At 63.3% G+C, this 22,947-nt stretch carries 26 protein-coding genes; 14 read left to right on the forward strand and 12 right to left on the reverse strand.

Annotated features, from left to right (window positions below; all coding sequences use genetic code 11):
* Positions 1-19: 19 nt before the first annotated feature.
* Positions 20-421 (forward strand): transcriptional regulator, encoded by a 402-nt coding sequence (locus tag FIV02_RS12200; protein ID WP_152488753.1) that lies wholly within the window; start codon positions 20-22, stop codon positions 419-421.
* Between the two features lie 93 nt (positions 422-514).
* Here the strand turns inward: FIV02_RS12200 and FIV02_RS12205 are convergent, their stop codons facing one another.
* The gene (locus FIV02_RS12205; RefSeq protein WP_152488754.1) at positions 515-2,194 is read right to left on the reverse strand and encodes a DEAD/DEAH box helicase; all 1,680 of its coding nucleotides are present in this window, start codon (positions 2,192-2,194) and stop codon (positions 515-517) included.
* Positions 2,195-2,483: 289 nt separating this feature from the next.
* The gene (locus FIV02_RS12210) at positions 2,484-3,263 is read right to left on the reverse strand and encodes a spermidine synthase (RefSeq protein WP_047585649.1); all 780 of its coding nucleotides are present in this window, start codon (positions 3,261-3,263) and stop codon (positions 2,484-2,486) included.
* 136 nt (positions 3,264-3,399) lie between these two features.
* On the opposite strand from FIV02_RS12210, the gene FIV02_RS12215 reads away from it, so the two are divergent.
* The 8 genes from FIV02_RS12215 to FIV02_RS12250 all read left to right on the forward strand — a co-directional run bounded on the left by FIV02_RS12215 (position 3,400) and on the right by FIV02_RS12250 (position 11,768).
* Complete coding sequence (locus FIV02_RS12215; RefSeq protein WP_152488755.1) at positions 3,400-4,728, forward strand: NAD(P)/FAD-dependent oxidoreductase; 1,329 nt, start codon at positions 3,400-3,402, stop codon at positions 4,726-4,728.
* Positions 4,725-5,663, forward strand: a complete 939-nt coding sequence (locus tag FIV02_RS12220) for a bile acid:sodium symporter family protein (protein WP_152488756.1) — start codon at positions 4,725-4,727, stop codon at positions 5,661-5,663. The genes FIV02_RS12215 and FIV02_RS12220 overlap by 4 nt, the downstream gene beginning before the upstream one ends.
* Positions 5,663-6,445, forward strand: a complete 783-nt coding sequence (locus tag FIV02_RS12225) for an SDR family NAD(P)-dependent oxidoreductase (protein ID WP_152488757.1) — start codon at positions 5,663-5,665, stop codon at positions 6,443-6,445. The genes FIV02_RS12220 and FIV02_RS12225 overlap by 1 nt, the downstream gene beginning before the upstream one ends.
* Positions 6,445-7,185: a sulfite exporter TauE/SafE family protein gene (locus FIV02_RS12230; RefSeq protein ID WP_047585701.1), complete on the forward strand. Its 741-nt coding sequence runs from the start codon at positions 6,445-6,447 to the stop codon at positions 7,183-7,185. Before FIV02_RS12225 ends, FIV02_RS12230 begins: the two co-directional genes overlap by 1 nt.
* Positions 7,182-8,975, forward strand: coding sequence for an amidohydrolase family protein (locus FIV02_RS12235; protein ID WP_152488758.1), 1,794 nt, complete (start codon positions 7,182-7,184; stop codon positions 8,973-8,975). The genes FIV02_RS12230 and FIV02_RS12235 overlap by 4 nt, the downstream gene beginning before the upstream one ends.
* A gap of 84 nt (positions 8,976-9,059) precedes the next feature.
* A complete protein-coding gene (locus FIV02_RS12240) occupies positions 9,060-10,406 on the forward strand; it encodes a class II 3-deoxy-7-phosphoheptulonate synthase (RefSeq protein ID WP_037047578.1) in 1,347 nt (448 codons plus the stop codon).
* A gap of 171 nt (positions 10,407-10,577) precedes the next feature.
* The gene (locus FIV02_RS12245; RefSeq protein WP_037047580.1) at positions 10,578-11,333 is read left to right on the forward strand and encodes a M48 family metallopeptidase; all 756 of its coding nucleotides are present in this window, start codon (positions 10,578-10,580) and stop codon (positions 11,331-11,333) included.
* A gap of 54 nt (positions 11,334-11,387) precedes the next feature.
* On the forward strand, positions 11,388-11,768 hold the full coding sequence (locus FIV02_RS12250; RefSeq protein WP_150609727.1) for a lysozyme inhibitor LprI family protein: 381 nt from the start codon (positions 11,388-11,390) through the stop codon (positions 11,766-11,768).
* Here the strand turns inward: FIV02_RS12250 and FIV02_RS12255 are convergent.
* From FIV02_RS12255 to FIV02_RS12270, 4 genes are read right to left on the reverse strand one after another with little or no spacing between them, the layout of a single operon-like run.
* Entirely contained in the window at positions 11,765-12,958 is a 1,194-nt protein-coding gene (locus FIV02_RS12255) for a winged helix-turn-helix domain-containing protein (protein WP_152488759.1), read from the reverse strand. The genes FIV02_RS12250 and FIV02_RS12255 overlap by 4 nt on opposite strands.
* A gap of 14 nt (positions 12,959-12,972) precedes the next feature.
* On the reverse strand, positions 12,973-13,419 hold the full coding sequence (locus FIV02_RS12260; RefSeq protein WP_152488760.1) for a DUF3291 domain-containing protein: 447 nt from the start codon (positions 13,417-13,419) through the stop codon (positions 12,973-12,975).
* A gap of 17 nt (positions 13,420-13,436) precedes the next feature.
* Entirely contained in the window at positions 13,437-14,369 is a 933-nt protein-coding gene (locus FIV02_RS12265) for a DMT family transporter (RefSeq protein ID WP_152488761.1), read from the reverse strand.
* A 23-nt stretch (positions 14,370-14,392) separates the two neighbouring features.
* Positions 14,393-14,617 (reverse strand): DUF1127 domain-containing protein, encoded by a 225-nt coding sequence (locus FIV02_RS12270; RefSeq protein ID WP_037047589.1) that lies wholly within the window; start codon positions 14,615-14,617, stop codon positions 14,393-14,395.
* Positions 14,618-14,714: 97 nt separating this feature from the next.
* Here FIV02_RS12270 and FIV02_RS12275 point away from each other — a divergent pair, with 97 nt between their 5' ends.
* Positions 14,715-15,569 carry a LysR family transcriptional regulator gene (locus FIV02_RS12275; protein ID WP_152488762.1) on the forward strand — a complete coding sequence of 285 codons (855 nt, stop codon included), beginning with the start codon at positions 14,715-14,717 and terminating at the stop codon, positions 15,567-15,569.
* Here the strand turns inward: FIV02_RS12275 and FIV02_RS12280 are convergent.
* Complete coding sequence (locus FIV02_RS12280; protein ID WP_152488763.1) at positions 15,564-16,328, reverse strand: sulfite exporter TauE/SafE family protein; 765 nt, start codon at positions 16,326-16,328, stop codon at positions 15,564-15,566. The two genes, FIV02_RS12275 and FIV02_RS12280, sit on opposite strands and share 6 nt — an antisense overlap.
* A gap of 101 nt (positions 16,329-16,429) precedes the next feature.
* Here FIV02_RS12280 and FIV02_RS12285 point away from each other — a divergent pair, with 101 nt between their 5' ends.
* Positions 16,430-17,392: a LysR family transcriptional regulator gene (locus FIV02_RS12285; protein ID WP_152488764.1), complete on the forward strand. Its 963-nt coding sequence runs from the start codon at positions 16,430-16,432 to the stop codon at positions 17,390-17,392.
* Between the two features lie 72 nt (positions 17,393-17,464).
* Here the strand turns inward: FIV02_RS12285 and efp are convergent, their stop codons facing one another.
* The 3 genes from efp to FIV02_RS12300 all read right to left on the reverse strand — a co-directional run bounded on the left by efp (position 17,465) and on the right by FIV02_RS12300 (position 19,528).
* Complete coding sequence (gene efp, locus FIV02_RS12290) at positions 17,465-18,040, reverse strand: elongation factor P (protein ID WP_037047597.1); 576 nt, start codon at positions 18,038-18,040, stop codon at positions 17,465-17,467.
* A gap of 34 nt (positions 18,041-18,074) precedes the next feature.
* Positions 18,075-19,217, reverse strand: a complete 1,143-nt coding sequence (gene earP / locus FIV02_RS12295; RefSeq protein WP_152488765.1) for an elongation factor P maturation arginine rhamnosyltransferase EarP — start codon at positions 19,215-19,217, stop codon at positions 18,075-18,077.
* Between the two features lie 104 nt (positions 19,218-19,321).
* Positions 19,322-19,528 (reverse strand): hypothetical protein, encoded by a 207-nt coding sequence (locus tag FIV02_RS12300; RefSeq protein WP_037047610.1) that lies wholly within the window; start codon positions 19,526-19,528, stop codon positions 19,322-19,324.
* A gap of 439 nt (positions 19,529-19,967) precedes the next feature.
* Between FIV02_RS12300 and FIV02_RS12305 the strand changes: the two genes are divergently transcribed.
* From FIV02_RS12305 to FIV02_RS12315, 3 genes are all read left to right on the forward strand, one after another.
* On the forward strand, positions 19,968-20,204 hold the full coding sequence (locus FIV02_RS12305; protein WP_152488766.1) for a type II toxin-antitoxin system ParD family antitoxin: 237 nt from the start codon (positions 19,968-19,970) through the stop codon (positions 20,202-20,204).
* Positions 20,201-20,539: a type II toxin-antitoxin system RelE/ParE family toxin gene (locus FIV02_RS12310; RefSeq protein ID WP_152488767.1), complete on the forward strand. Its 339-nt coding sequence runs from the start codon at positions 20,201-20,203 to the stop codon at positions 20,537-20,539. The genes FIV02_RS12305 and FIV02_RS12310 overlap by 4 nt, the downstream gene beginning before the upstream one ends.
* 64 nt (positions 20,540-20,603) lie before the next feature.
* A complete protein-coding gene (locus tag FIV02_RS12315) occupies positions 20,604-21,080 on the forward strand; it encodes a hypothetical protein (RefSeq protein ID WP_152488768.1) in 477 nt (158 codons plus the stop codon).
* A gap of 113 nt (positions 21,081-21,193) precedes the next feature.
* Here FIV02_RS12315 and FIV02_RS12320 read toward each other — a convergent pair whose 3' ends face one another.
* Together FIV02_RS12320 and FIV02_RS12325 are read right to left on the reverse strand one after the other, a co-directional pair.
* Positions 21,194-22,132 carry a hypothetical protein gene (locus tag FIV02_RS12320; RefSeq protein WP_152488769.1) on the reverse strand — a complete coding sequence of 313 codons (939 nt, stop codon included), beginning with the start codon at positions 22,130-22,132 and terminating at the stop codon, positions 21,194-21,196.
* A 54-nt stretch (positions 22,133-22,186) separates the two neighbouring features.
* Positions 22,187-22,942, reverse strand: a complete 756-nt coding sequence (locus tag FIV02_RS12325; RefSeq protein ID WP_152488770.1) for a hypothetical protein — start codon at positions 22,940-22,942, stop codon at positions 22,187-22,189.
* Positions 22,943-22,947 lie beyond the last annotated feature (5 nt).

Below are 22,947 nucleotides of genomic sequence, written 5' to 3' on the forward strand. Positions count from 1 at the left end.
CGCTTGAGGAGACACCGCCATGACGCACAATTGGGATCTGGTCGAACGCCTGCTGCATGAGGCGCAGAACTGCGCCGGCAAACCCTTCGCTCCGCGCCAATACGCGCAAGACCTGGCCGATGAGCAGGGCCTGGCTGCAACAGCCGACCTCGACCACCTGCGCGCCCAGGCGACCCGCTACGAAGCGCGCCTGCTGGATAACGGCTTCATCGAGCCGCGTCCGGAGAGCGAAGGCGGCAATGGCGAGAACTTCGTCCTGACCGGGCGCGGCACACAGCTGCTGAGCATGCTCGACAGCAGCATTCCCGGCAGCGAACATCCGCGAGAAGTACTCGACGAAGCCGGCGAAGCCGCCTTCACCCCCGAGGTCTTCGAGCGCCTCGCCACCAAGGCCACACGCGGCGAAACCGCCCGCCGCTAGACCGACTCGAGGTACGCAAACGAAAACGCCGCATCCCGGAATGGGATGCGGCGTTTCATGGCGCTCGAAACCGGGCTGAAAGCCCGTCCCGAATCAGTCCTCGCGGTAGCGACGCAGCTTCAGCGCCTTGCCGGCCACGCGGGTGTCCTTGAGCTTGCCGAGCAGGCGATCCAGGCCCTCTTCCGGCAGTTCGACCAGGCTGAAGGTTTCGCGGATCTGAATACGACCGATGGCTTCACGGGCCAGGCCGCCCTCGTTGAGGATCGCGCCCAGCAGGTTCTTGGCGGCGATGCCGTCACGGTTGCCCAGCGCGGTGCGGCAACGCACGCGACCCTCGGCCAGCGGCATCGGCGCACGACGTTCGCGGTATTCGCCACGCTCGCCACCGCGATCGGTATCGCGCTCGCGGCGTTCGCGCGGCGCGCCCACGCCCGGCACCAGCGGCTGTTCACGTTCGACACTGGCCAGGTCCAGCGCCTGGCCATTGGTGGCCTTCTTCAGCAGCGCGGCCGCCAGGGCACGCGGGCTGCAGCCGATATCGGCGGTCAGACGGTCGAGCAGATCGCCATGGCTGGCCTCGGCATCGGCAACCAGCGGCGCCAGGCTGGCGGTCAGCTTCTTGATGCGGGCATCCAGCACCTGCTGCGGGTTGGGCAGTTTGACCTCGCCGACCTTCTGCCCGGTGACACGCTCGATCACCTGCAGCATGCGACGCTCACGCGGCGTGACCAGCAGCAGCGCACGACCATCGCGGCCAGCACGGCCGGTACGGCCGATACGGTGCACGTAGGACTCCGGGTCGTACGGCATGTCGACGTTGAACACGTGGGTGATGCGCGGTACGTCGATACCACGCGCCGCCACGTCGGTGGCGACGACGATGTCCAGGCGACCATCCTTGAGCGAGTCGATCACGCGCTCACGCTGTGCCTGGGCGATATCGCCGTTCAGTGCGGCAGCCTTGAAACCCTTGGCCTCCAGCGCGGCGGCGAGGTCCAGGGTGGCCTGCTTGGTACGCACGAAGGCGATCAGCGCGTCGAATTCTTCGACCTCCAGCAGGCGCAGCACGGCGTTGGTCTTCTGATCGGCGTGGATCATCAGGTGCGCCTGCTCGATACGCGAGACGGTCTGGGTCTTGGCCGCGATCTTGATATGCTGCGGCTCGCGCAGGTGCTTCTCGGCGATGGCGCGGATCGAGTGCGGCAGCGTGGCGGAGAACAGCACGCTCTGGCGGCTTTCCGGCATGGCTTCGAAGATGATTTCCAGATCGTCCATGAAGCCCAGCTTGAGCATCTCGTCGGCTTCGTCGAGGACCAGGTGCTGAATGGTGGACAGCACTTTCTCGTCACGACGCAGGTGGTCGACCAGGCGACCCGGGGTGGCGACGATGATCTGCGCGCCCTGGCGAATGGCCTTGAGCTGCGGGCCCATCGGCGCACCACCGTAGACGGCGACGACGTTCACGCCCGGCATCTGCTTGGAGTAGGTTTCGAAGGCGGTGGCCACCTGCAGGGCCAGCTCGCGGGTCGGCGCCAGGATCAGGACCTGCGGCTCACGCTTGGCCGGGTCGATCTTGGACAGCAGCGGCAGTGCGAATGCGGCCGTCTTGCCGGTACCGGTCTGCGCCTGGCCGATCATGTCGTGGCCCGCGAGGATCACCGGAATGGCCTGCGCCTGGATCGGCGACGGCTCTTCGTAACCGACGGCGGTCAGAGCGGCGAGAATATGGGGATGAAGTCCGAGCGCGGCGAAGCCGCCGGTTTCCTGGGTCATGGGTCTGCCTCAAGTGCATCCGCAAAGACCCATGTTCCAAAGCTGCGCATGCCGTGCAAGACCTTGTGGGTCACCCTGGCAGCCTGGTTCGGCGGGGATTTGCGAAAACGTGATGAAAGTGAATCGTCAAGGATAGTCCGCAGCGGGACTGGCTGCCGGAGTCGAGCCCCGGGCGAATTGCACTACCTGAACGTGGCCGGAAATTTGGCCGGCGCGCACTATACCGGAAAATCCTGACCCGGGTGCTGGTTTTTGCGCTTTCTCGGGCAGCGAACCGCTCAGCGGTGCATCAGGTAGCCGGACGCATCGCCTCGATCAGCGGTTGCAGCGAATAGCCCAGGCGCGGCGCCAGTTCACCCGCTCGCGCCTGCAGGCGCCCCATGTTCAGGCGCTGGTCGAGGTCGGCCGGGATCAGCAGCACCACGTTGCCCTCCTTCACCGGGCATTCCCAGTAGTGCCGATGGTAGAGGCCGCGCAACAGCGCCGCCCCCAGGGGCTTGCCGTCGTTGCTGGCCCACTGGTTGATGATCAGCCAGCCGCCGGGATTGAGCTTGGCCTGGCACTGTTCGAGAAAACGCCAGGCCAGATGCCCGACGCCAGGCCCCTGGTCGGTATAGAGGTCGAGGAAGATCAGGTCAGCGGTTTCCGCACTGGCGAGCAGGTCGGTGGCGTCGCCGATGCGAATGGTCAGGCGCGGGTCGTCGTCCAGGCCGAGGAACTCCATGGCCAGGCGCGGCACGTCGGGGCGCAGTTCGATGGCCTCGACATCCTCCAGCGGCAGGAACTTCAGGCACGCCTGGGTCAGGTTGCCGGCGCCCAGGCCGAGAAACAGCGCGGTCTCCGGCGCGTCGTGGCAAAGCGCGCCAAGCAGCATGGCGCGGGTGTAGTCGTACTCCAGCCAGCTGGGATCGCCGACGAATACGCAGCTCTGCTCGATCGCGTCGCCAAACTCGAGAAAACGGTAGGCACCAATCTGCACCACGCGAATCACCCCGAAGGCGTCACGCACCTCGGTCAGCAGTACCTCGTCCTGCAACTGCAATTCTTCGCTCGGCGGCAATCCTGGCATGGCTCCCTCTCCAACAGTGACATCCCGTACCACAAGAGGCGGGCTAACGGCGCCAATTGTCATTGAAGCAGCCGCCCCAGGTCACGCGATAATTCCACCACTTGCGCTGCTACTCATAACAATAACGAGGTTCGCCATGTACGCCATCATAGGCGCCGGCCCCATGGGCCTGTGCACGGCCCGGCATCTGAAGAAGCAGGGTATCGACTTCGTCGGCTTCGAGCTGCACAGCGATGTCGGCGGTCTGTGGGACATCGACAATCCGCACAGCACCATGTACCACTCGGCCCACCTGATCTCCTCCAAGGGCACCACCGAGTTCAGCGAATTCCCCATGCGCGCCAATGTCGCGCCCTATCCGCATCACAGTGAGATGCGCCGCTATTTCCGCGACTACGCCGGACACTTCCGCCTCTACGAGCACTACCAGTTCGATACCCGCGTGGTGAAACTGGAGCGCCTCGCACAGGGCTGGCGACTGACCAGCGAGCGTGGCGGCGAACAGCGCGAATGGCACTTCGAGGGCGTGCTGATCGCCAACGGCACCCTGCACACCCCCAACCTGGCGCAACTGCCAGGTGACTTCCAGGGTGAGCTGCTGCACTCGAGCGCCTACAAGCGTGCCGATATCTTCGCCGGCAAGCGCGTGCTGGTGGTCGGCTGCGGCAATTCGGCCTGCGACATTGCCGTGGACGCCGTGCACCGTGCCGCCTCGGTGGACCTGTCGGTACGCCGCGGCTACTACTTCCTGCCCAAGTTCATCCTCGGCAAGCCCACCGACACCTTCGGTGGCGCGATCAGGCTGCCGCGCCGCCTCAAGCAGACGATCGACGGCCTGCTGGTGCGCGCCCTGGTGGGCAAACCCTCGCAGTACGGCCTGCCAGATCCCGACTACCGCCTGTACGAATCGCACCCGGTGATGAACTCGCTGGTGCTGCACCATATCGGCCATGGCGATATCCGCCCCCGTGGCGACATCCGCGCGGTGAGCGGCCACTGTGTGACCTTCGCCAGCGGCGAGCAGGCAGAGTACGACCTGATCCTGATGGCCACCGGCTACCGGCTGGACTATCCCTTCATCGCCCGCAGCGAGTTGAACTGGCCGGAGGATGCTGGCGCGCCACAGCTGTACCTCAACGTCTTTCACCCCGAACACGACGACCTGTTCATGCTCGGTATGGTCGAAGCCTCCGGCCTGGGCTGGCAGGGACGCGACGAGCAGGCCGAGCTGGTCGCCCTGTACATCCGCCAGCTGCAGGCCGGCAGCCCTGCCGCGCAGGCCCTGCGCCAAACCATCCGCGCCCAGGCCGGCCAACGCCTGGACGGCGGCTACCAGTACCTGCAACTGGAGCGCATGGCCTACTACGTGCACAAGGACAGCTATCGTAGACGCATCGCCGAACACAGCGCGGCGCTGCGCCGCGAACTGGCCGGCGACGTCACACCCGCGACACAGGGGGCATGAACGTGGAGCAGGTCAATATCGCTTTCGACCCCAGCAGCCTGGTGCTGATCAACCTGATCGTCGCGCTGATGATGTTCGGCGTCTCGCTCGACCTGCGCGCCGAGGACTTCCGGCGCATTGCCCGAGCCCCCAGGGCGCCGGTGATCGGCCTGCTGGCGCAGTTCCTGTTGCTGCCGGCGCTGACCTGCCTGGCCTGCTGGGCATTGGCCATCCAGCCGGAGCTGGCCCTGGGCATGACGCTGATCGCAGCCTGCCCGGGCGGCAGCTTCTCCAACATCATGACCTGGATGGCCCGTGGCAACGTCGCGCTGTCGGTAAGCATGACCGCAGTGTCCAGCGTCGCGGCCAGTGTCCTGACGCCACTCAACTTCGCCTTCTACGCCTGGCTCAACCCGCACACGCGCCCGCTCCTGACGCAGATCGCCCTCGATCCGCTGAGCCTGCTCCTGCTCGTTCTGCTGGTACTGGGCGTGCCGCTGCTGGCGGGCATGTGGGTCGGCCGGCGTTTCCCGCAACTGACACTGAAGGTGGAGAAGCCGCTGCGACTGATCGCCCTGCTGGTGATGCTGGCGTTCGTGACACTGGCCTTCAGCCGCAACCTGCAGCAGTTCACGCAACACTTCCACCTGTTCTTCTGGCTGGTGGTGGCGCACAACGCGCTGGCATTGGGCACCGGCTACCTGAGCGCGCGACTGAGCGGCCTGCCGCCCGCCGATCGACGCGCGTTGACCCTCGAAGTCGGCATCCAGAATTCGGCATTGGGCCTGGTGATCATCTTCACCTTCTTCCCGCAGGCCGGCGGCATGCTGTTGATCGCCGCCTTCTGGGGTTGCTGGCACCTGATATCCGGGCTCGGTCTGGCCTGGCTCTGGTCACGCCACCCCCTCCAGCCCGACGCGCTGCTGACGCCGCTGGCCAACCTCGGAGAAAAATGATGCGAGTCGTTCTGATCACCGGCGCCGCCAGCGGCCTCGGCTGGCAGCTTGCGCGCGCCTGCCATGCCCGGGGCGACGCCTTGCTGCTGACCGATATCGACAGCCAGGGCCTCGCCGCGCGTGTCGACACGCTGGGCGCCGAGCGCGTCCTCGGCGCACCCGGCGACATCACCGACCCGACGCTGCATGAGCACCTGCTGGAGGCCTGCCGCCAACGTTTCGGGCGCCTGGATGTGCTGTTCAACAATGCCGGCATCACCCACCGCTCGCCCACGGTGCGTACCGCGCCGGCGGTATTTCGCAAGGTCATGGCCGTGGATTATCACGCACCGCTGGAACTGACCCTGGCCGCCCTGCCCCTGCTGCGTGAAAGCCGTGGCCAGGTCGCGGCCATCGGTTCCATGGCCGGCTGGATGCCGGTGCTGGGGCGCGCAGGCTACTGTGCAGCGAAAAGCGCGCTGAGCCAGGCCTTCGAGGTATTGCGCGCCGAGATCGGCCTCGACGGCATCGGCCTGCTGCTGGTCTACCCGAGCTTTCTCGATACCCCCATCGACCGCAATGCACTGGGTGCAGATGGCCAGCCGGCTCGCCACGCACGCTCGACCATCGGCAACGTGCGCAGCGCCGAGTGGATGGCCGAGGCGATCCTCGTTGCGCTGCGCCAGCGCCGCGAACGCCTTTTCCCCGATCGCGGCAGCTGGCTGGCAAGCCTGCTCTGGCGGCTGGCGCCAGCGCTGTACTACCGGCAGATGAGCCGGCGCTTCGCCGGAGAACTGAGGTGATCACGGCAGCCCCTTATGCCCTCGGCGCCTTCATTCTGCTGGCCTACACCCTGGAGGCGATCACCGGCTTCGGCAGCGTGGTCATCGCCCTCTCGCTGGGCGCCCTGCTGCTGCCCATCGAGCAGTTGCTGCCGATCCTGGTGCCGCTGAACGTCTGCATGACCGGCTACCTGGTGCAGCGCCATCGGCGCCTGATCGACCGGCGCCTGCTGCTTGGCAACATCCTGCCGGGCATGCTCGTCGGCACGTTGCTCGGCTACTGCCTGCTGCCGTACCTGGACGCCCAGTTGCTGAAGACCGCGTTTGGCGCGCTGATCCTCTGCTTCGCAGGGCGTGAGCTATGGCGCCTGCGCCGGACATACAGGCAGACGCAGCGCCCGACCTGGGCCACCCGCCTCATCACCCTGTGCGCCGGCGTCAGCCACGGCCTGTTCGCGTCCGGCGGCCCGCTGCTGGTCTACGGCCTGGCCGGCACCGAGCTGGACAAGGCGCGCCTGCGCGCCACGCTGATCAGCGTCTGGTTCACCCTCAACAGCCTGCTCACCCTGGCCTTTCTCTGCGACGGCCGCCTGTTGCCGGCGCTGCCACAGGTGCTGAGCTACGCCCCGCTCCTGCCTCTCGGCGTGTGGCTCGGCGAGCAGCTGCACCGACGCGTCGATGAGCGGCACTTCCGCATCGCCATCCACTTCCTGCTACTGGTCACCGGCCTCTTGCTGCTGGCGCCCTGGAGACTGCCATGAGCTACGACATCATCATCAAGAACGGCCTGTACTTCGACGGCAGCGGCGCCCCCGGCGCATTGCGCCATATCGGCATCAGGGACGGCAAGATCGATGTGCTCGCCCTCAGCCCGCTGGACGAAGACGGTTGCGGCGAAGTGATAGACGCCGAGGGCCACTGGGTCACCCCGGGCTTTCTGGAGATCCACTCGCACTACGATGCCGAAGTCATCGCGGCGCCGGCGCTGAAGGAGTCGGTGCGCCATGGCGTCACCAGCGTGACCATTGGCTCCTGTTCCATCAGCATGGTGCTGGCGGAGGCCGAGGACTGCTCCGACCTGTTCACCCGTGTCGAGGCGGTCCCGCGCGAGTACGTGCTGCCGATCCTGCAGGAGAAGAAGACCTGGCGTGACGCCAGGGGCTATCGCGCCTTTTACGATCAGTTGCCACTGGGGCCGAACGTCAACTCCTTCCTCGGTCACTCCGAGCTGCGCGTGGCGGTGATGGGCCTACAACGCGCCACTCGCCGGGTGAAGCCGAGCGAAGCCGAACTCGCACGCATGGAACAGCTGCTGGAGGAGGCGCTGGATGCCGGCTGCATCGGCCTGTCGGTGATGACCACCCGCCTGGACAAGATGGACGGCGACCGCGCCTGGTCCAGCCCGCTACCGTCCACCTTCGCCAGCTGGAAGGAATTCTCGCGCCTGTTCGCCGTGCTGCGGCGGCGCGGCGCGGTGCTGCAGGGAGCGCCGAACGCGGTGACCAAGGTCAACGTCTTCGCCTTTCTGTGGCAGGCCCACGGCTGGTTCAGGAAGCCGCTGAAATGCACCATGCTCACCGCCCTCGACCTCAAGTCGCAGCCGCTGCTGCATCGTTTCACGCGGCTGTCCGGCTGGCTGGCGAACCGGGTCCTGCGCGGCCACTTCCGCTGGCAGACGCTGCCGGCCCCCTTCACCCTGCGCCTCGAGGGGCTCAACGTGAACGCCTTCGAAGAGTTCGGCGCCGGCGAAGTGCTGCGCGACATCAAGGACCCGGACGAGCTCTATGCCAAGGTCCGGGAGCCGGCGTTCCGCGCGCTGTTCAAGAAGCAGGTCAAGGCGGTGCTGACCAAGGGGCTGTGGCACCGCGACTTCTCCGACTGCTGGGTGAGCGAATGCCCGGACGCCAGCCTGGTAGGCAAGAACTTCAAGCAACTGGGCCAGGCTCGCGGACTGGACGCGGTGGACGCCTATTTCGAACTGGCCTGCCAGTACCGCGAAGCGCTGAAGTGGACGACCTGCTACGGCAACCAGCGCGAAGCGATCATGCGCCAGCTGCTGGCCAGTCCCTGGACCCACCCCGGCTTCGCCGACTCCGGCGCGCACCTGCGCTCCATCGCCCAGTACAATTTCCCGCTGCGCTTTCTCAAGTACGTGCGTGACGCCGAACTGGCGGGCGAGCCCTTCATGCCCCTGGGCCAGGCGGTACGCCGCTGCAGCGCCGAGCTGGCCGACTTCATCGGCGTCGATGCCGGTTACCTGCGTGTCGGTGATCGCGCCGACCTGGTGTTGATCAATCCGCAGGGCCTCGACGACAGCCTCGATGCGCTGCACGAGGCGCCCATGGAGGTGCTGGGCCTGCAGCGCGTGGTCAAGCGCAACGACGCCGCCGTCGAGCTGACGCTGATCAACGGGCGGATCGCCTATCGCCGTGGCCTGGAGTACCCGCAGGACCTGGGCACGGCGCGGCACTATGGACGCTTCCTGCCGGGGCGCGAGGTACTGCCGCGAACGTCGCCAGCGCACGATCTGCAGCCTGCCACGGCGTCATGAGCCGTGGTGCCGTCGATACACGTACGGGCAGCAGGGCTTATCGGTTACCATGCGCCTCCGCCCGATCAACGTTAGAGATGTCGCATGCCGCACGCCTGGAGCCCCGAAAGCTGGAGGGCCAAGCCCATCCAGCAGCAGCCTGAATACCCTGACGCCAGCCACCTCGCCCGTGTCGAACAGACCCTGGCAGGCTATCCGCCGCTGGTCTTCGCGGGCGAAGCACGCGAGCTGCGCCGCCAGTTCGCCGAGGTGACCCAGGGGCGTGCCTTCCTGCTGCAGGGTGGCGACTGCGCCGAAAGCTTCGCCGAATTCTCTGCGGCGAAAATTCGCGACACCTTCAAGGTACTGCTGCAGATGGCCATCGTCATGACCTTCGCCGCCGGCTGCCCGGTGGTCAAGGTCGGGCGCATGGCGGGTCAGTTCGCCAAGCCGCGTTCTGCCGGCAGCGAAACCATCGACGGCGTGACCCTGCCGGCCTACCGTGGCGACATCGTCAACGGCATCGGCTTCGATGCGACGAGCCGCGTTCCCGACCCGGAGCGCCTGCTGCAGGCCTACCACCAGGCCACGGCCAGCCTCAACCTACTGCGCGCCTTCGCCCAGGGCGGCTTTGCCGACCTGCACCAGGTGCACCAGTGGAACCTCGACTTCATCGCCAACTCGGCGCTGTCGGAGAAGTACCACCAGCTTGCCGGGCGTATCGATGAAACCCTGTCGTTCATGCGCGCCGTGGGCATGGACAGCGCACCGCAACTGCGCGAGACCAGCTTCTTCACCGCCCACGAAGCGCTGCTGCTGAACTACGAGCAGGCCTTCGTGCGCAAGGACAGCCTGACCGGCCGCTGGTACGACTGCTCCGCGCACATGCTGTGGATCGGCGATCGTACCCGCCAGCTCGATGGCGCCCACGTCGAGTTCATGCGCGGCATCGAGAACCCCATCGGGGTCAAGGTCGGTCCGAGCATGGACCCGGATGAACTGATCCGCCTGATCGATACCCTCAACCCGGAGAACGATCCGGGCCGCCTCAACCTGATCGTGCGCATGGGCGCGGACAAGGTCGAAGCCCACTTCCCGCGCCTGCTGCGCAAGGTGCAGAGCGAAGGCCGCCAGGTGCTGTGGAGCTCCGACCCGATGCATGGCAACACCATCAAGGCCAGCAGCGGCTACAAAACGCGTGACTTCGCGCAGATTCTGGCCGAGGTGCGGCAGTTCTTCGCCGTGCACCAGGCCGAAGGCACTCACGCCGGCGGCATCCACATCGAAATGACCGGGCAGAACGTCACCGAATGCATCGGCGGCTCGCGACCGATCACCGAGGACGGCCTGTCCGATCGCTACCACACTCACTGCGACCCGCGCATGAATGCCGACCAGTCGCTGGAGCTGGCGTTCATGATCGCGGAAACCCTCAAGCAGGTACGCCGCTGAAGCCACGCGCCCTGGCTAGTAGCCACTGGCCAGGGCGCGAACCGGCTCGCACTTCTTCTGTGCGTTATGCGGCATAATGCCGACCCCAACGCGAGCACCGGACGGTGCCGAGCTGCTATGCCCTGCCGGGAAGGACTCGCGGCCATCACTACCCAACAAGGACGATGCTCCATGCAACTTCGTACCACGCTTTCCGCTTTTGCCCTGTCCAGCGCCGTTCTGCTGAGCGGCTGCCAGAACATGTCCCCCGACGCCATGCTGCAGTCCGGCCTGATGGCCGTACAGGCTGCGACCCTGAGCGATGCCGAGGTCAAAAGCATGTCCGACCAGGCCTGCGCGGAAATGGATGCCAACGCCAACATCGCCGGCCCCGAAACCTCCTACGGCAAGCGCCTGAACAAGATCGCCGCCAACCTCGGCAACCAGGTCAACGGCACGCCGGTCAACTACAAGGTCTACCTCGATGAAGAGGTCAACGCCTGGGCCATGGCCAACGGTTGCGTGCGCGTGTACAGCGGCCTGATGGACGCGATGAACGACAACGAAGTCGAAGGCGTGCTGGGCCACGAGATGGGCCACGTGGCCTTGGGCCACACCAAGAAGGCCATGCAGACCGCCTACGCCACCTCCGCTGCGCGCAACGCCGCCGCCTCCTCGGGCAACACCACGCTCGCCGCACTGTCGTCCTCCGAGCTGGGCGCGCTGGGTGAGCAACTGGTCAACGCCCAGTTCTCGCAAAGCCAGGAAACCGCAGCCGACAACTTCTCCTTCGACTTCCTGACCGAGCGCAACATCCCGCGCGAAGGCCTGGTCACCGCGTTCGAGAAGCTGGCCAAGCTGAGCGGCGGCGAAAGCAGCATGTTCTCCTCGCACCCGGGTTCCACCGAGCGCGCCAACAACATGCGCAACCGTCTGGCCGCCAAGTAATCACGGCACTCGGGGGCGGCTTCCTGCCGCCCCCGACACCTCAGGAAGGCAATCATGTCGATGCTGAGATACCTGGTGATGGCGCTGTTGCCGCTCACCGCCTGGGCCGACTACGACGCGCAGTATCAGGCCTGCCTGAATGCCAACGGCGCGATCAACAACTCCATCGTCGCCGGTTGCGCCGAGGGCGTATCCGCCGTGGCGAAGCGCGACATGAACCGCATCTACCAGCAGCTGTTCCTCAAGCTGCAGGCCAATGACCCGCAGAGCGCCGAGCAACTGGAAACGGCGCAGAAGGCCTGGCTGATCTACCGCAACGGTCAGTGCGACCTGCAAGGCAAGCACATCGGCTCACCGATGTACTACACCTGCCCCATGGAACTGAACATCCAGCGCGTCAGCGAACTGCAATTCCTCCTGGAACACGCCGGCTAGCCAAGCAGCCTCTGCTGCCTGACCCCGGGCGCCAGCCACACATCGGCAAGCCCCAGCCACTGCGCCAGCCCATGCAGCGCATCGCTCAGCGCCTGTCGCGCCTCCTCGCTCAGCACCGCCTCTTCGAGGTGCACGGCATGCACCGCCAGACGCCCCGCCGCGCGCTCGCTGCGCAGATCCACCCGCGCCAGCAGGCGCTCGTGATGCAGGAACGGCAGCACGTAGTAGCCATACACCCGCTTGGCCTGTGGCGTGTAGATTTCCAGGCGATAGCGAAAACCGAACAATCGCTCGGTCCGCTCGCGCGCCCAGATCAGCGAGTCGAAGGGTGACAGCAGTGCACTGTGGCGCACGCGTCGCGGAATGCGCGGCTCGCCGCGGCAATAGCCCGGCTGCTGCCAGCCCTGCACCGCCACCGGCAGCAACGCGCCCTCTTCCACCAGCTCGGCGACTCGACGCTTGCTGTCGCCCGCATCCAGTCGGTAGTAGTCGCGCAGATCCTTTTCGCTGGCCACCCCGAGGGCATCGGCGGAGCGCAGCAGAAGACGACGCTGCGCTTCATCCTCATCCAGCTCGGCCTGATCGAGCAGCTCGCCGGGGATCACCCGCTCCGGCAGATCATACAGGCGCTCGAAGCCACGACGCCCGGCCACTGTCACCTCACCCGCAGCGAACAGCCACTCCAACGCGGTCTTCTCCGCGCTCCAGTCCCACCAGGGTCCGGCCTTCTCGCTGCGCGTGCTGAGACTGCCAGCGCCCAGTGCGCCGCGTTCGCGCACCGCCTGCAGCACCGAGTCGATCACGTCGCGTCGCTCGACCCCGAACTTCGCCAGCTGGCCATAGATACCCTGGCCGTCCGCGGCGCGGCGCATGCGCCAGCGCAGCAGTGGATAGAGCTCCAGTGGCAGCAGTGACGCTTCGTGCCCCCAGTACTCGAACAGACGCCGACGCCGTGCGCGTCCCCAGGCCAGCTCATCGAGGTGCTCGGCCTGGTAGTGGCCAAGGCGGGAAAACGCCGGCAGGTAATGCGAGCGCACAACGGCGTTGACCGAGTCGATCTGCAGCACACCCAGACGCTCGATCTGCGCCTGCAGTTGCCGATGAGCGATGGCGCCACGTGACACACGACCGAAGCCCTGGGCAGACAGGGCCAGACGACGTGCCTCGGCGAGAGAGAGTGAGAGAGTCATGACGCGCCAGCCTATCAGGCCGGCGCCGCGAACGCATGGCGGAAGGTGAAGGCATGCGACGTCGCGCCATGCTCGCGCAGGTGCGCAAGGCGCTCGGCCGCTTCCACCACATCTGGACGATGCCCCGACGGCACCCACCACAGTACCTGGTGGGCCTGCTCGATGCGCCCGAACCATTCGCGTCGGCGCTTGAGCATCTCGGTATGCGCGGATTTGTACACGTAGTCGCTGAGCGACTGGACGTCCTGCCAGACCGACATGTTTACCAGCACCTCATCCCCGAACGGCCTGATCGCCGTGGCATCTCCCGCCTCGTCCTGCAGTCGCCAGACGAAGCCCGACGCCGCCTCGGCCAGTGTGTTGATCCGCTCCAGATTGGCGACGAAGTCCGCCATCTCCGCCGACTCCAGGGGCGCCTTCATTGCCGCGATGTTGAGCTGAGCCAAATGATGAACGGACACGAACTGCCTCCAGACCGCTACTGGCCGCGCAGGCCGGCAAGGCGTCGCTTTAGCCAGCGCTCGCTGCTGACCAGCATGATCCCCGCCAGCACCAGCGCGGCGCCGATGATGAAGTTGAGGGTGAGCGGTTCATCCAGAACCAGCACACCGAACGTCACGCCAAACAGTGGCGTCATGAACGAGAACACCGCCATGTTCGAGGCCAGATAGCGACGCAACAGCCAGAACCAGGCCAGATAGGTGAAGAACGACACCACCACGCCCTGCAGCAGAACGCTGCCGATGGCCAGCGGCGTCCAGCGCACCTGCCCGAGATCGACCATCGCCAGGGCATAGCCGAGCAGCAGGACGAAGGCCACCGTCAACTGATAGAACAGGGTGAGCCCCGCCGGCGCCTCGGACAGGCGCGAGCCGCGCACGACCACGGTAGTGGCGCCCCAGGCCATGCCTGCACAGAGCCCGAGTGCATCGCCAAGCAGAATGTCGGCGTCTATCTCGCTCCAGTCGCCGCCCACGCCAAAGGCCATCACCACGCCGCCGAAGCACAGCGCGATGCCCAGCCACTGCAAGCGGCGCAGGCGCTCGCTGGGCAGCATCAGGTGCAATCCCAGCGCCGAGAAAATCGGCGCGGTATAGAGAAACACCGCCATGTGCGAGGCCGAGGTGTAACGCAGCCCCAGGGCGATGAAGAAGAACTCCAGGGCGAACAGCACGCCAGCCAGAATCCCTGCCAGCCAGGTACTTCCCAGCCAGCCCCGCCAACCGCGCTGCCAGAGCAACAGAATGCCAACCAGCACGGCAGCGATGCCCGAGCGCAATGCCACCTGCAACATCGGCGCGATGTCCTCGGCCGCCAGCTTGATGGCGACCTGTTGGCTGCCCCATATGGCGCACAGCAGCAGCATCAGTTGAAACAGGAAAAAGTCCGCACCCTTGCGTACAGCGGTCATTCAGTCACTCCAATGATCACGACTCACTTTCTCAGCGGGTCATCCCAGAACGGCCGCTCGGCCTCCTGCAACGCATCGGCCCGGGACAGACCGAGGTCCTTCAACGCCGCTCCATCCAGACGCGCCAGTTGCTGACGCTCTCGAGCCAGTTGACGCCAGCGCCGCAGTACACGCCACATTTCTGCCAGCGATGGCAGACGGTCGAAGTGGATAGCCTGAGCCAACGCATAACCTTTTTGACCTTTCATCTCGATGCCCTCCCTGTGGGGTTGGCATCAGTGTCGAGCCAGGATTAAGATCAATCCAACGAATGTTTCTTATGGAATCCATCTCGAGGATTGATGAATGGCCTTCCCCCCCAGTATCGATACCGAATTGCTGCGCAGTTTCGTCGCCATTGCCGACACCGGCGGCTTCACACGCGCCGCCGAGACGGTCAATCGCACGCAGTCGGCAGTGAGCATGCAGATGAAGCGGCTGGAGGAAGACGTGGTGCAGCGCGCGCTGTTCGAGCGCGATGGCCGCCAGGTTCGCCTGACCCCCGAGGGCCAGGTGTTGCTCGGCTATGCGCGCCGTATCCTGAAGCTGCACGGTGAAGTTCTCAATACCCTGCGTGAGCCGCACATGGTCGGCTCCGTGCGCATAGGTACGCCGGATGACTACGTCATGCGTTTTCTACCGGAGATTCTTTCGCGCTTCGCCCAGGCCTATCCGCTGGTTCAGGTCGAGGTTCACTGTGAACCCTCGGGTCAGCTGCTGCTGCGCCAGGACCTCGACCTGACCATCGTCACCCGTCAGCCGGGCAAGGAAATTGGCCAACTGCTGCGCCAGGAGCGCTTTGCCTGGGCCGTCGCTCAGGGCTTCTGCCCGCACGAGCAGAACCCCATGCCCCTGGCGATGTTCAATGCCGACTGCTTCTGCCGGGAGTGGGCCTGCAACGCGCTCGATGCCATGGCGCGTCCCTACCGCATCGCCTACACCAGCCCCAGCCTGTCGGCGCTGTTCGCCGTCGTGCGCGCGGGCCTGGCCGTCACCGCACAGCTGCAGAGCCTGATCACCCCGGACCTGCGCATCCTCGGTGAAGCCGAGGGTCTGCCACTGCTGCCGCTGACCAGCATCGTGCTGCTGCGTAACGAGAGCAGCCAGTCCCCCGTCACCGAATGCCTGGCCGACCACATCGTCGAGGGGTTTCGACTATAACCCGCTGGCTTCGAGGCCCAGCATCAGTGCGCAGATCAGCAGGAACACGCAGAACAGGCTGCGCAGCAGACGCTCCGGCAGCGAGTGGGCCAGACGCACGCCCCAACTGATGCTGAGCAGACCGCCAACCGCCAGGGGAACACCCATCCACCAGTTGACGTGCTCATGCAGCGCGTACGTCAGCAGCGTGACCCCGGTACTGGGCAGCGCCAGGGACAGGGACAGCCCCTGCGCCACCACCTGCGTGGTGCCGAACACACTGGTCAGCACCGGCGTGGCGACTACTGCGCCGCCCACACCGAACAGACCGCCCATGGCACCGGACACACCGCCGAGCACCCCGAACCAGCCCCAGGGATGACGCAGCTCGCTGCTGCTCGGCGCCTGCGCCATCATCATACGTACCAGGTTGTAAGCGGCCAGGGCGAGCAGGAAACCGATGAAGGCCCAGCGCATGGTGCGCGAATCCAGCTCCACGGCGTACAGCGAAGCGAGCCAGGCGCACACCAGGCTGGTGATGCCAAGCAGCAAGGCATGACGCAAATCGATGCGGTTGCGCTGGTTGTAGCGCCAGATCGCCAGCATCACGTTGGGCACCACCATGACTAGGGCGGTGCCCTGAGCCAGCTGCTGATCCAGACCGTACAGCACGCCCAGCACCGGAATGGCGATCAGGCCGCCGCCGATACCGAACAGCCCACCCACGGTTCCCAGAGCAGCGCCCAGGACAAGATTCAATAACAGATCGATCAGGCTCATGACACCTCCATGCCAGGGCGCATCTTAGAGAGGCGCAGCTAGTATGGAAACGCACAAGAATGCAAAATGGCTTTGCCATTTACGCATAAGCAGAACACCGCATGAATCCCGATGCCCTGACCGACCAGCTGGAGCTCTTTCTCGACGTCCTGGAAACCGGCAGTTTCTCCGCTGCGGCCAGACGCCACCCGCTGACCCCCTCGGCGGTCGCCCGGCGAATCGATGCCCTGGAACGCGCCCTGGGCAGCGGCCTGTTCAGCCGCAGTACCCACGCGGTGCGCGTCACCCCGGCCGGCCTGGCGTTCGCCGAACGAGCCAGGCGCATCCTCGCCGAGCTGCATCTGGCCCGCGCCGAGGCGGTATCGCTGAGCAGCGCCCCGGAAGGGCTGATTCGCATCGACGCGCCCTCTCCCTTTGGCCGGCGCCACCTGGCGCCTGCGATCGCCGACTTCCTGCGCGCCAACCCCGGGCTGGACGTACAGCTGCGCCTGATCGACAGCTTCATCGACCTGCAGGGCGAGCACCTGGGTGAAGTGGATATCGTGGTGCGCATCGGACCACTGCCCGACAGCCGCCTGGTGGCCACGCCACTGGCTTCGATGACACGTATCGTCTGCGCCAGCCCGGACTACCTGCGCCGCCGAGGAATCCCACGCAGCCCGCTGGAACTGGAGCAGCACGACGGCCTCGACTGGGACAGCCTGGCACCGCCCTATGCATGGCGCTTCGAGGTCGACGGCAAGCTGCAGCAATGCAAGCCCAAGCGCCTGCGGCAGACCAGCAACAATGCCGAGACCCTGCTGTTCAGTGCCCTCGCCGGCCTAGGGGTGGCGCATCTGCCGACCTGGATGAGCAGCGAGCACCTGCAGCGTGGCGAACTGATTCCCCTGTTCTGTGAGAACGGCTTGCCTGCGGTGGAGCCGGTCAGCATCTACGCCCTGCGCCTGGAGCGCGAGGCCAGCCCACGCACACGTCTGCTGCTGAGCTTCCTCAAGCAGCGCTTCGGCTTTCCGCCCCCCTGGGATCAGGCCCTGCTGGCCAGCCTGGCAGCGCCGCAGCAATGACCTGTTGCCCAGGCGAACGCAGACCATAAAAAAACCCGGCGCGAAGGCCGGGTTTTCTGGTGACGCTCAAGCTCAGGCTTGCGGCGCCTGGGTGCGGCCCTTGTAGGAACCGTCACGGGTATCGATCTCGATCCAGTCGTCGATATCGACGAACTCGGCAACCTTGATCTCGGTACCGTTACGCAGCTTGGCAGGCTTCATCACCTTGCCGGAGGTGTCGCCACGGGCGGCGTTCTCGGTGTAGACAACCTGACGCACGATGGTGGTCGGCAGGTCGACGGAGATCACCTTGCCTTCGAAGAACACGGCTTCGCAGACATCGTTCATGCCTTCTTCGATGAACGGCAGAACGCTTTCCAGGTCTTCGGCACGCAGTTCGTAGGAGTTGTACTCCGGATCCATGAACACGTAGTCCTCACCGCTGATGTAGGACAGGTTCACTTCCTTGCGCTCGAGAATCACCGGCTCCATCTTGTCGTCGGCTTTGTAGACGGTCTCGGTCTTGGAGCCGTTGAGCAGATTCTTCAGCTTCATCTTGACGATGGCGCTGTTACGGCCGGACTTGGTGAACTCGGCCTTCTGGATCAGCCACGGCTGGCCATCGATCAGGGCCACGCTGTTGACTCTCATTTCTTGTGCAGTTTTCATGCGGATATCCGAAATATGCGGGAGGTACAGAAATCTAGGCCGCGTATGATAGCCAATTTCGGTAAAACTGTTCCAGCGCCGTGGCAAGATCCGCTTGAGCAGCCTGTCGGACGCACCAGCGCTCGGCATGCTCCGACAGCTCCGGCCAGCACTCGAGCGCCTCTGGCCAGGCGTCATTCATCCCCCGCCCGGCATTCCATGCCCGCCAGAGTTCGGCTTGCGCAGCCGCAGCCCGAGGGCTCAGATCGACGCAGTACAGCGCCAGGAAAGCCTCCAGCTTGTCCCAGTGTGCGTCTTCGTCCTGCGGGTAGATATGCCAGAGCAGAGGCCGACCGGCCCACTGCGCACGCACGAACGAGTCTTCGCCGCGCACGGCATTGAAGTCGCAGCACCACAACAGACGATCGTAATCGTCCTGCGCCACGAAAGGCAGCACCTGCACATGCAGGCGACCGCAGCGGCGCTGGTCGCCTGGTATCAACTGCGTTTCACCGAGCCAGCGCTGCAGATCCACGAGCACCTTGCCCTGCGGCACCAGCAACTGGGTCGCGCGTGAGTCGCCCGCCATGGCGTCGAGCCAGTTGGCCAGCCCGGCATTTTCATAGGCGAACAGGGAGACCAGCCGAGCGCCCGGATCACGCGCTACCCCAAGGCCCTCAAGAAATGCCTGCTGAGCCATTGGATCGGCCTGAAACGCCCGCCTACGAGCCAACAGATCCGTCTCGCGCAGCAGCCCACCAGTGCCCTGCGTGAACCCCGGGAAGAAGAAAAACTTCTGCAGGCCACCCGCCTGCGGCGACAGCAAGGCATGACAACCGGCAACCCAGTCCTCGGCACTGAGGTACTCCAGGTTCAACCAGAGTCGCTTCACGGCGTCGCCACTCATGGCCGCTATATAAGTCGTCGGCAACTGGCAGGCGAATGCCTCGATCACCACATCCGTCGGCTCCACAGAGGGAAAAGGTTGCGACCAGCGCCGCACCTCGACGCCTGCATGGTACTGACAGTCGGCATCGGAGCTGGCGCCTGGACACAAGCGCACGAAGGCAGGCAACTCGTCGACCCACAGGCGCACGGCATGCCCCTGCTCCGCCACCAGTTGCCGGGCCAGCCGCCAGGTCACACCGATGTCACCGTAGTTATCCACCACGTTGCAGAAAATGTCCCACCTGGCCACGCCGCGCCCCTCGAAAAATGATCGCCATTGTACCTGCCGGACAAGAAAATGCCCGCCAAAGGCGGGCCAAGGGGGCGCTGGAGCGAGCGCGGGGTAAAGCGGTATCAGGCCAGAAGCGAGTCGCCCTCAGGGCGAGCAATGTTGCTGAGCATCCAGACAGCCTGGCAGGCAAGCGCAGCGTCTCGCGACGCAAAGGGACCGGCCTTGGGCTGACCGTCAACCATTAACAGCCAGCACGCCATGAGACCATCGGAACGAAGCTCGGCAGGCACGGCGCTACCAACCAGGGAAACCACATCGATACGGGGCATGATGACCTCCAACTCAACGCTATCTGTGTTGGAGCCAACAGTAGGCCGATGCCCTGGCGAGCGGAAATCAGTGCTCTCGATAGTGACCATGGCTATTGCCAATGGCACTTGGCACGGGCTGGCAGAGGGAAGCGAATTCACGAAGGAAGATAGCCGCGCGCGGCCTGGCGACGGGATCACGCAAAGAATCTGAGAGCAGAAAGCAAAAGCCCCTGAGAGACTGCTCTCTCAGGGGCTTTGCGAAAGTGGCGGTGAAGAAGAGATTCGAACCCGTTTCGGTAGCGTCTCAATCCGTGTCAAACCCACTCAATACGGGTTTTGCGCTCCCCTCGCCTGCTCGATTCGTCGCTATTCGGCCCTATGATTTCGACACTTTTTCGACACCAGCCGCCAAAGCCGCGCTATGATCCTTGGCAAAATTTGGCAAGAGGCACGCCCAATGAGCACCATGAACATCTCCCTGCCTGACGCTCTCAAAAGCTTCGTTGATGAGCAAGTAAACCAGCGCGGTTACGGCACCAGCAGCGAATACGTCCGCGAACTGATTCGCAAGGATCAAGACCGCCAACATCTGCGTGGCCTGCTGCTCGCTGGTGCTGCATCCGCTCCCACTGCCCCTGCCGACGCTGACTACTTCGAATCGCTCCGTGCCCGCGTGCGGAACGCTCAAGGATGAAGCAAAAGCCCGTCATCCCGCGTGAGCTAGCCAACAGAGACGTAGACAGCGCCCTTGCCTACTACGTCGAAGAACAGGCCGAGAAGGCCGCACTAGGATTCGTCGACGCTCTGGAGCGAGCCTATAAACAGATCAGCCGCCACCCCGCCTCTGGTTCTGCTCGCTACGCCCATGAACTGGATCTGCCCGGCCTGCGCTCCTGGCCACTCCAGCGCTACCCTTACCTCGTGTTCTACGTCGAGCAAGACACCCACATCGATGTTTGGCGTGTACTGCACGAAATGAGAGATCTGCCAAAATGGCTGAGCACCTCAGAAGAGAGCGAGTCGGCATAGTAAATCCGGCTATGCCACTATAATCGGGGCACGCTGAAAAACTACTGAGTGAAGGAATCACAGATTGATCAACGGACGATCACTGAAGCAGCACGATTTCCCCGTCGCCCTGGGCATTACCCATCTGGCAACAGCAGCGTTCCTGCTTGGCAGTGGCGAATTTCTTCCGTCCTGGGTCACGTCATACAGCTACTTCACTGCGCTGACGTGCATCGTCTTCTGCCTGATCTTCAAGCCTCATAAGGGCTTTCTTGCCGGTCTCGCCGTGGCATTCGCCACCACGGTAATGATCAGGGCAATCAACATGTCACTGGTCAGCCTGCATGGTCCAGGGGTGGACTACATCCTAGGGCTGATAGGTGCGATAGCTGGCACAGTTGCCACCCTGATCTACTCCAAATTCAAGCTCAGTCAAACCGCTGATAAAGGCTTTGCCCTGGGGTCTATCGGAGCCTTGGGCGGCTACTTCGTTAGCATGTTTCTATCATGCAATACCGTGCTCTATTGCGGCCCCGCATTCTCATGGGGTACTTACCCATAAAGCTAAGGTGAGGGGAGCAGATCTATTGCCAACACCAGAAAATAAATCTATTCCCTTACCCGTCGATGATGTGTGGCGGATACTGTATGAGAAAAAAGACATTCCAAGCTGGCTCACCACTGTAGACTGACGCTATCTACCGGCTCACCTTTATTGGACTTGCTGTCTTCCAACTTGACAGAAAACTTATCATTTATGTAATAGAAAGTCTCAATGCCAGCACCCTTATCCAGTAGCAAAAATGACTCTCCGGACTTCATCAATATGGTCGCCATCCCGATAAACCTTTCGGACTCTATATAAACTGAATCCTCATCAACCACTTTATCAAACCTCAAATAGCCCAAATAGTAAGAAAGCCCTAACGCAAAGCCTGCCAGCAAATAAGTGAATGACTTAAATAGCAGCCGCCTAAGAGCCACTCGTCTTTTATCTCGTAATCGACCCCATGCCACTTTAGGATTTCTGGCCGCAAAACCTATCTTCATAAGAAAAGCAATCAAGATAAAGGCAGAAAAAATCCAGACAATTTTACCAACCCTGGAGTAATCAACATTAAGATAACAGAAGTCAAATAGAATATAGACACCAAAAACAAGAATCACCCCATGAATAATACCTTCAAATCTCACGGTATCCTTGTACATCCTTGCCCCGCTCTTTTTTAACAACACCGGCCAGCGAATTTTCAAGAAGAATACTAGGGCAGTCATTGAGTGAAAGTAAGAAATCACAAACTGCGAAAGACAGAATGCAAAAACACGTGAAATCGTGTAACTCATAACAAAATAAAAAACGAATATAGATATAAACTCAGACAAAAAATCAACAGCCACAACGGACACCATTTCAAATGGCACTTGCGTCATAAACCCTGAATAGTGAGCCGAGGCTAGCGATAGCACAACTAGAACAAATTTAGCAAAAGCCGTTATAGAGTCTTTGCGAACACCAATAACCCTTGCCAAATTCCAAAGCAAGCCACCGCGCCCTGCGGCCTCTACTTTCCCGTTATTAAATAGCTTAGAGATAACGCCAGCATTCCTTACCATAAACATCCCCTAGCCATCTTTCTAGCCAAATACAAACAGGGTAAATTACAGGGATTATCCCATTGGATTAAAGCTGCTCGCCGCAGAGCAATAGCGTGTCTTCATGCGGTCACTATATGCTTTGCGGTCACTATCGTATTTGGCGCGCCAGGTCTTGCACTCTTCGTGAAAGTGTTGCTTGGCAGCCTTGCGGCATTCTCGGTAGTCGATTGACCCGCGCCGGTGGTTGGCGCATACGCTACTGCCGTCGATGTAGTTGTTTATGGCCACCCATTCAGCCAGGTACTTCGAACCGCCATTCCAGCTCCTGATCCAGCGTGCTGTTTGGTCACGGATGGTCTGCTTGGTTTGGCGCTTCTCTGTTCGTTGCGTGGCTGCAACCTGCTGGATAGCTGGTGGTGTGTAGGTGTTGGCCGGCTGCTTGGGCGTGTAGTTGTTGTCATTGAACGAGTTGCGAATGCGCTCGATGGCCATCGCCTTGCTCTTCTCTGCCCATTCGATATCGGCTTGAGTCTGCTTGTAGGGCTGAACGTCCTGGACGGGCGGATCGACAGGAATGGATGGCAGCCTTATAGGCTCTTCCGGCTCGCTGTAGGGCTGTGGCGCCGGTTGCTGGCTGAACAGGGGTTTGCCGTCTACGTGGATCGCCTGCTTGAGCTGGTCAACGTTGATCACGATTGGCTTGGCAAACAGTGCGATCACGCCCCAGGTAATCGCGGAACCCACGCCCAGGATGGCCACCATTCGCCATGGACCGGGCTTTTTCTTGCTGCGTATATAATCAGGGATATCTTCCTTATTAGCCTTCATCATGG

Source organism: Pseudomonas sp. THAF187a (assembly GCF_009363395.1).
GTDB classification, from domain to species: Bacteria; Pseudomonadota; Gammaproteobacteria; order Pseudomonadales; family Pseudomonadaceae; genus Aquipseudomonas; species Aquipseudomonas khazarica.